7 protein-coding genes are annotated in these 8,030 nt (G+C 67.2%); 3 read left to right on the top strand and 4 right to left on the bottom strand.

The features are described from left to right. Nucleotides 1–161 precede the first annotated feature (161 nt). A complete protein-coding gene (locus ACFO5K_RS16470) occupies nt 162–842 on the bottom strand; it encodes a response regulator transcription factor (protein ID WP_378562827.1) in 681 nt (226 codons plus the stop codon). Beyond that, complete coding sequence (locus tag ACFO5K_RS16465; protein ID WP_378562824.1) at nt 839–2,086, bottom strand: sensor histidine kinase; 1,248 nt, start codon at nt 2,084–2,086, stop codon at nt 839–841. The genes ACFO5K_RS16470 and ACFO5K_RS16465 overlap by 4 nt, the downstream gene beginning before the upstream one ends. Nucleotides 2,087–2,357: 271 nt before the next feature. Here ACFO5K_RS16465 and ACFO5K_RS16460 point away from each other — a divergent pair, with 271 nt between their 5' ends. From ACFO5K_RS16460 to ACFO5K_RS16450, 3 genes are all read left to right on the top strand, one after another. Next, entirely contained in the window at nt 2,358–3,827 is a 1,470-nt protein-coding gene (locus tag ACFO5K_RS16460; RefSeq protein WP_378562821.1) for an MFS transporter, read from the top strand. Nucleotides 3,828–3,859: 32 nt separating this feature from the next. Continuing rightward, nucleotides 3,860–5,059: an FAD-dependent monooxygenase gene (locus ACFO5K_RS16455; RefSeq protein ID WP_378562819.1), complete on the top strand. Its 1,200-nt coding sequence runs from the start codon at nt 3,860–3,862 to the stop codon at nt 5,057–5,059. Nucleotides 5,060–5,197: 138 nt separating this feature from the next. After that, complete coding sequence (locus tag ACFO5K_RS16450; RefSeq protein ID WP_378562816.1) at nt 5,198–6,232, top strand: ATP-grasp domain-containing protein; 1,035 nt, start codon at nt 5,198–5,200, stop codon at nt 6,230–6,232. Between the two features lie 15 nt (nt 6,233–6,247). On the opposite strand, the gene ACFO5K_RS16445 is transcribed toward ACFO5K_RS16450, so the two are convergent. Continuing rightward, on the bottom strand, nt 6,248–6,883 hold the full coding sequence (locus ACFO5K_RS16445; RefSeq protein WP_378562813.1) for a response regulator: 636 nt from the start codon (nt 6,881–6,883) through the stop codon (nt 6,248–6,250). Further along, nucleotides 6,880–8,025 (bottom strand): sensor histidine kinase, encoded by a 1,146-nt coding sequence (locus ACFO5K_RS16440; RefSeq protein WP_378562810.1) that lies wholly within the window; start codon nt 8,023–8,025, stop codon nt 6,880–6,882. Before ACFO5K_RS16440 ends, ACFO5K_RS16445 begins: the two co-directional genes overlap by 4 nt. Nucleotides 8,026–8,030 lie beyond the last annotated feature (5 nt).

The raw sequence follows: 8,030 nt of genomic DNA, 5'->3' as shown, positions 1-8,030 counted from the left end.
ATCCTCCCTGAAAAGTAGGGGTGGTTCGAACCGGTGCTGGACGGTGTCGGCGTACTCATCGGGGACGACGAGCCGATCCCCGATCTGATGGTGGTCGCGGGATCGATCGACTGGAATGGGCGCGGGGTACTGGCGCGTTGCTCCCTCGTTGGGTCGGCCGCTCAGTCAGGCCCGTTGTCGGCGCGGTTGACCAGTCCGGTCTGGTGGGCGATGACGACGAGTTGCGCACGATCGCGCGCGTGCAGTTTGTTCATGGCGCGCTGCACGTGGGCGCGGACGGTGAACGGACTCACGAAGAGCTGTTCGGCGATCTCGTTGTTGGATAGTCCTTTTGCGACAAGCATGGTCATTTCGCGTTCTCGCGGGGTGAGTGCGTCGAGTAGCTCGGAGGTGTGTGTGGCGTCCTCAGGTGGGGTTGCCAGGAAGCGGGCGATCAAGGTGCGCGTGGCCGCGGGGGAGAGGAGGGTTTCGCCGTCTGCGATGGTACGTACGGCGGCGAGTAGTTCTGCTGCGCCGATGCCCTTGCCGATGAAACCGCTTGCGCCCGCGCGTAGTGCCTGTGCGACATATTCGTCGGTTTCGTAGGTGGTGAGGATCAGGACGCGGCTGTCGCGCAGGTGTGGATCTTCGCAGATCTGTGCGGTGGCGGTGATGCCGTCGGTGTCGGGCATCCGGATGTCCATGATGACCACATCGGGGTGCAGTTCACGGGTGAGGCTCACGGCTTGTCCGCCGTTGGCGGCCTCGCCGACCACGCTGATGTCGTCGGCGGTGTCGAGCAGCGTCCGAAACGCTTGCCGCAGCAGGGCCTGGTCGTCGGCGAGCAGTACGCGAATTGTCATGGGGGACCGCCCTTCTCTGCGTCGGTGCCCGGCTTGACGACAGCCGTCGCGTTCTCGGGTGTGAGTGGCAGGTGGGCGGAGACGGTGAAGCCACCCGCGGGCCTGCTATCGGTGAAGAGTTGGCCTCCGACCGCCGTGGCGCGTTCTCGCATGCCGATGAGCCCGTAGCCCGACGGCCGGTCCGACCTCGTGAAGCTCGGCCCGTTCGCCGGCCGCGAGTCGGGTCCGTCGTCGGCGACGGAGATGCTGAGCCGATCGCGGCTCCAGGACAGGCGGATTCGCGCGCGGCTCGTCCCGGCGTGTTTGCCCACGTTGGTCAGGGCCTCCTGGATGATCCGGTAGGCAGTGAGATCCACGCCTGGCGGTAGTGGTGTGGGCGTGCCCTCGTTGTCCGTCGTCACTCGCAGCCCCGCCCGGTCGAACGACTCGAGTAGCCGGGGGAGCTGGGACAGGCCGGGTGACGGTTCGGCGGACGTGTTCGCGTCCCCGGCCTGGCGCAACAGGCCGACGGTGGCGCGCAGGTCGTCGAGGGCGTTTTTCGTGGTCTCGATGATGTTGTTCAGGTTCGAGCGGGTCTGCTCCGGCCGGGTGTCGAACACGTGCGCGGCGACGACGGCTTGGGCGTTGGCGAGGGTGATCTGGTGGGCGACGACATCGTGGAGCTCGCGCGCGATGCGCATACGTTCCTCGGCAACACTGTGGCGCGCCTCGCTCTCCCGGCTCTCCTCGGCGCGTCGTGCCCGCTCTTCCATGGCAGCCAGGTATGCCCGTCGGCTCCGTGTCGCGTTACCGAGCGCTGCGGCGATCAGCAGCGGCAGCGCTGCCACGGTCAGCAGCCTGCTGCCGTCCTGCCAGGACAAGCCGTCGAGGGATGGGGTCACCGCGACCAGCGCTGTCACGGCGGGGAGCAGGACCGCGATCGTCCCCCTGAGATCCCTGCGCACAGCCAGCGCGTAGGCGGCGATCGTGACCGGCGCCACGAACAGCGGGGTCAGCAGCAGTCCCACGGGTGTGGCCAGCATCCCGCAGGCGGTGGTCACCGCGACCGCGAACACGGGTGCCCGGTGCCGCACGGACAGCGCCGCACACGAGACACCCGCGGCGATATAGGTGGCGATCGGTGGCCATCCCAAAGTGTCGTCGAGGTGAAAGAAACCGCCGGATAGGCACAGGAGAAACGCCGTGACCAGGACCAGCGCCTCGCGCCACGACGTTGGTCGTCGCGCCACCCGGCGAGTGGCCATCACGTGATCGGGGAACGCTGCGGGGTGCCCAACACTTCGCCCAAGATACGCGTCCGCGGCCTCCCACGACCGCGCAGCGCTGGACTCGCTACGTACGCACCAGGGGAACGCGGTCCGCTAGTGCAGCAGCACTAGCGGCAATCGGTGACGAGAGACGATGCCCGCCGGCAGCTCCGCTGGAACCGTTGTAGCCAGAACGTCGCGAGGCGCCACCCGTGTGGCGAGCGACCCGCTGAGCCCGCGGATCAAGTCTGGTGAGGAGCCAATGTCAATGCAGCAGAAGATGACCGACGATGCGAACGTCGGTCTTCACACGAGGTGGAGCCGGCGACTGCTCGGCCTCGTCGCGATCCTGGCCCTGGTGAACTTCGTGGTGGACTCGGCGATCGGCGCACCGCTGATCGTCCTGCCCGAGATGCTCGACCATTTCGGCACCGACCAGGCGGCGTGGCTCAACGCCACCGCGATGCTGGCGGGCGTGATGTGGGCCCCGTTGCTCGGTAAGAGCGCCGACATCTACGGAAAACGCGAAGTCCTCGTGCTGACCTTGCTGATCAGTTGCGTGGGCGCGCTGATCTGCGCGGTGGCCCCGACGATGTGGATATTCGTCATCGGACGCATGTTGCAGGGCGCCGCGCTGGCCGCGATGTTCCTGTCTGTCGCGATCGTGCGCACCGTCTGCTCGCCTCGCCTGGCCATGATCATCGTCGGCATCGTGACCACCGGCACCGCGGTCCTCAATGTCGCCTCCCGTTTCCTGGTAGAGAAGCTGGCGACGGAGTTCGGCTTCCAGGTCCTGTTCTTCATCTCGGCCGCGGTGGCGGTCGCGATGGCGGTGAGCGTGCGTTTCCTGGTTCCCGAATCGCTCGTGAAGACGCCGGGCCGGCTCGATATCTCGGGTGCGCTGCTGCTCGGCGGCGGTCTACTCGGTGTGCTCGGTTACATCAGCACGGGTCCCGAGCTCGGCTGGTCGGCGCTCGGCCCGCTGGCACTTCTCCTCGGCGGGGCCGTGGCACTGGTCAGCTGGTTCAGGGTCTCGAGCCGAAAGGCCGACCCGCTGATCGATGTCGGAAACCTCGGCAAGCCACTGCTTCTCACGCTCCTGGTCGTCTTCCTCGGTGCGGGTTCCTACCAGAGCATGCTGCAGCTCATCCCGCTCATCAGTGATATCTCGGCGGACCAGAACCTGGGCTACGGACTCGGCGGTCACGGGTCGGTGGCGTTGATTCTCGCGGCACCCGCTTTCGGCGTCATGCTCGGCGGTCCGGTGGCCGGCTGGCTGGGGACGCGAATCGGACCCGCCCGGACCCTGGCCGGGGCGGTCATGCTCGGAACCGTAGCCACCATCGGAATGTTCCTCGGTGCTTCGCACCTGATCGCGGCGCTGTGCTTCGCGTTCCTGCTCGGTGTCACGGTCGCCGCGCTTGGTGCGTCGGGTTTCAACATGGCGGGCAACCTGGCCTCGGCGCAGCGGCAGGGCATCGTGTCCAGCCTGGTCATGGTGATGGTGTCGATCGGTGCGGTGGTGTTCAACTTCGTCGGGGCGGCCGTGCTCGCCTCGACCACGGTCGTCGCGGACGGCAAGACCGTGAATTCGGGTACCGGGGTGTTCAGCTACATCGGCATCGCCACCGCGGCCTTCGCGATCGCTGCGGTACTCGTCGTCATTCTCGTGCGAACCACCCGCCCGGAGCATCCGGCGACGAGCCGCGCGCCCGAGGCTGTCGGTGCGCACGCGTGAGCCTTCCCTTCCGGAGAACCGTAGGAGTCGACATGAAATCCAGAGGAACCGTTCTGGTGTCCGGCGCGAGCATCGCGGGTCCCGCGGTGGCGTACTGGCTGCACAAATACGGCTTCGAGGTGACGGTGGTCGAGAAGTCCGCCGGTGTGCGCGACGGCGGCTATCCGATCGACGTGCGCGGCACTGCCGTGGAGGTCGCGCACCGGATGGGCATCCGGCCGCAACTCCGGCACGCCCATATCGACACGCGGCGGGTCAGTTTCCTCAATGCCGACGGCAGCCCAGCCGCGGTCGTCCATCCGCAGGCAGTGGCAGGCGGTGTCGACGGACATGACCTCGAGATACCCCGAGGGACGCTGACCGACGTGCTCTACACGGCGGTCCGCGACGACGTGGAGTTCGTCTTCAACGATTCCATCGACGCACTCACCGAGCACGGTCGCGGTGTCGACGTCACCTTCCGCAGCGGCGCCCAACGCAGTTTCGACCTCGTCATCGGCGCGGACGGAATGCACTCCCGAACCCGGGCACTGGCCTTCGGCCCCGAACCGGACTACCTGCGCTACCTCGGCTATTGCTTCGCGATCTGCACCATGCCCAACACCTTCGGGCTCTCGCACGAAGCACTCATCTGGAACACCCCCGGACGAGCCGCGGCGTTCTACGCCGTCGGGGACAGCAGCGACGTCCACGCCTTGCTGGCCTTCGCCCATCCCGAGCCATCGCACGAAGCCCTGCGCGACACCGATACTCAGCGTGAGCTGATCGCCACGGTGTTCGGCGACGACGGATGGCAGGTTCCGATGATCGTCGACGCCATGCCCCACGCACCGGATCTGTTCTTCGACACGGTCAGCCAGATCCAGCTGCCGCGATGGTCGAGCGGGCGGGTGGCATTGGTCGGCGATGCCGCCTACGCGCCGTCGTTCCTCACCGGGCAGGGCTCGAGTCTTGCCCTCGTCGGCGCCTATATGCTCGCCGACTCCCTGGCCGCGCACGATGATCACCTCGCTGCCTTCAGTGCCTACGAGCGCACCAGCCGCGGGTTCGTCGAACTCAATCAAGCGCAGATCGCCACCGGCGAAGCGGCACTGGTTCCCACCACGGCCGAGGCGCTGGCAGCGCGCAACCACAGACTCCGCAGCCGTGCCACCTCCTCGTCGACCACGGGGCGACCGGCCCACACCGCACTCACGTTGCCCGATCGCCGAAGCTCGTTCGTCGGGAGGTGACGTGGGTCCAGCTACCCGAAATGTGCTCGATACCGAACCGGGATAGGGTCCGGGGTCGGACCGGAAGCAGGATAGGGAGCGTTTGTTATCGCACTAAGGATTTGGCTGAGCAGTGCCGGGGCAGCGACCGTTCAGGTCATGCGGTTGCTACGGGAGAACCCTGACGGCGTCGAAGTCGCTATTTATGCCAGCAATGTGGACCCGAGTGCGACTGCTCTCTCGGTGTCCGATGTGTCGGCGATCGAGCCGCGCAACGTCAGCAACGCGGAGTACGCGCAGTTCGCGCTCGACTTCTGTCGCACGCATCGCATCGATGTGCTCATTCCGCCACGGCGCCTCGACGCGCTCGCGGACCGGGCCGCGGACTTCGCGGCAATCGGCACCAGCCTCATGTGTTCGCCGCCGTGGGCGGTGCGGGCGTTGACCGACAAGGTTCGCACCTATGAGATCGCCGGTGCGGCCGGGGTTCCCGTGCCACCTTGGCGGGAAGCGCGCGATGCGGACGAATTCCGCACCGCGGTCGACGAGTTGTCGCTGAGTGGGGAGACGCTGTGCATCAAGCCCAGCGGTGAGTTCTCGGCGTTCGGGTTTCGCATCCTGGACGACCGCCCGCTCGCCATGGCGGACCTGCGGGTCGCCCCGGAACCGGTGGCCTCGGTCGAGGCGGTGGCCGCGGCGATGCGCCGCGCCGCCGAGCAGGGGGAATTCGTGCCACCACTGCTCGTCATGCCGTTTCTCGAAGACCCGGAAATCAGCATCGACTGCCTTTCGGCTCCGGGCGGTGAGCTGCTGATGGGTATTGCGCGCGCCAAGCAAGGTCGCTTCCGTCTGCTGCTCGACGACCCCACGCTGGTCGAGATCGCCCGCCGGATCGTTCAGCACTTCGAACTCGCCTATCTGACCAACGTGCAATTGCGTTATCGCGCTGGGGAACCGGTGCTGCTCGAAGTGAATCCACGACCGTCGGCAGGGCTGTTCCACACCGCCTTCGCCGATGTGAACCTACCGTGGGCGGCGGTCCAGCTGCTGCTGCGAGGGGATTCGGGATTGCGCCGATCGCCGCGCCTGGGTGCCCGCCTCGCCGTGGCCGAAGCGGTCATGGAGGTTTCCCCGTGGCTGGACGGCCGGCTACCGGACGCGGTGCGCCGCAGCGCGGACCTGGTTGCGGGCTGATCTCCCCGAGCGGGCTCACTCGCCGGTGGTGAACAGGCCTCGGTTCATGGCGACGATGACGGCGTGGGTTCGGTCGTTGACGTCGAGTTTGGCGAAGATGCGCAACAGATGGGTTTTGACGGTGGCTTCGGCGATGACGAGCCGTTTGCCGATCTCCGGGTTGGACAGGCCGTCGGCGACCGCGCGCAGGACGTCGATTTCCCGGTGCGTGAGGTTGATCGCCTCGGGGCGACGGATGCGGGCGACCAGGCGTTCGGCGACGCGAGGTGCCAGCACCGTTCGGCCACGGGCCGCAGCGTGGATGGCGTCGACGAGCTCATCGCGGGTGGTGTCTTTGAGGAGGTAGCCGATGGCGCCCGCTTCGATGGCACGTTCGATGTCGGCATCGGTGTCGTAGGTTGTGAGGATCAAGACTCGGGTGCCGGTGCGGCGCAAAATTTCTCGCGTGGCGGCCACGCCATCGACGACCGGCATTCGCAGATCGAGGAGCGCGACGTCCGGGGAAAGGCGTTCGGCGAGCTCGATCGCGCCCGTGCCGTCGGCTGCCTCCCCGACGATCTGGACGGACGGTTCAGTTTGCAGCAACGCGACGAGACCCGCGCGCATCACGAGGTGATCGTCGGCCAGGATCAGCCGAAGGGGCGCGGTCACGTCAGCCCGGCCGGGAGCGAGGCGAAGATCCGGGTGCCCTCGCCGGGCGAGCTGGTGACGGCGAATTCACCACCGAGTTCGGCGAGCCGATTACGCATCCCGATCAGGCCGAATCCGCGAGCCTCGTGCGGTGTGAAACCGATTCCGTCATCGGTGATCTCGAGTTCCGGTCCGGCCTCGGTGTGTGAGAGAACGACGCCGACGGTATTCGCCTTCGCGTGCTTGCTCACGTTGGCCAGGGATTCCTGTGTGCAGCGCAGCAGGCAGATCCTGGCGGGTTGGTCGCACACGATGTCCGCCAGTTCGGCGTGCACGGTCAGCCCGGTGTCCTCGACGAAACGATCGAGGACCCGGCGCAGCGTCTGGGCGATCCCGCCGCTCTCCGCCGGACCGCCGCCGACGAGCACCCTGGCCTCGGTGAGATTCTCACGGGCAGTCCGCTCGATCGACATGAGCTGCTTCGCCGCGGCCGTCGAATCGGTGCCGATACCGTCGCGGGCGGCCTCGGCCAACACGATGATCGAGGCGAAACCCTGGGCCAGGGTGTCGTGGATGTCGCGCGCCATCCGCTCGCGTTCCTCGGCCGCGCCTTGGCGCTGATGGGCAGCGGCGAGATCTGATTGCGTGCGTTCCAGTTCGGCGCCGAGAACCCGGGTGCGTTCGGTGCTCTCGCGGATCACCTGGTCCACCCACACTCCGAGCAGGATACCGCCCGCGTAACCGAGCACCGTGAAAATGGCATTGCCCGAGGAGAAGACCGGCCCGGTGAGATGCCCGACGGCCGTGGCCCCGGCCGCGGCGGTGATCATTCCCACCGCGCGCTCCGGGGTCGAGGTGTAGATCCAGAACAGGGGGAGCGAGATGATGAAGAACGCCGCACCGCCGTCGAGCAGGTTCGCGGTCACCCCGAGGACGACGATCAGCAGGCAGAGGAAGCGGGTCGGACCGACGATCCGGTTGCGCGGAAACACCGTCAGGGCGAGGTAGCCGGCGGCCAGCACGGCGATCAGCACCCACGTCGAGTACTTCGTCGCGTCACCGCGATCCTGCACCGCGACCACCGGTGGACAGAGCCCGAACAGAACCCAGAATCCGGCGTACCACCGGCGCAGAATCCGTACTCGGGTCGGCCGATGATCCATACCGG

The organism is Nocardia halotolerans, from assembly GCF_042650145.1.
Lineage (GTDB): Bacteria > Actinomycetota > Actinomycetes > Mycobacteriales > Mycobacteriaceae > Nocardia > Nocardia halotolerans.
The sequence above is the reverse complement of the archived record's forward strand: the minus strand, read 5'-3'. Positions and strand labels throughout refer to the sequence as shown.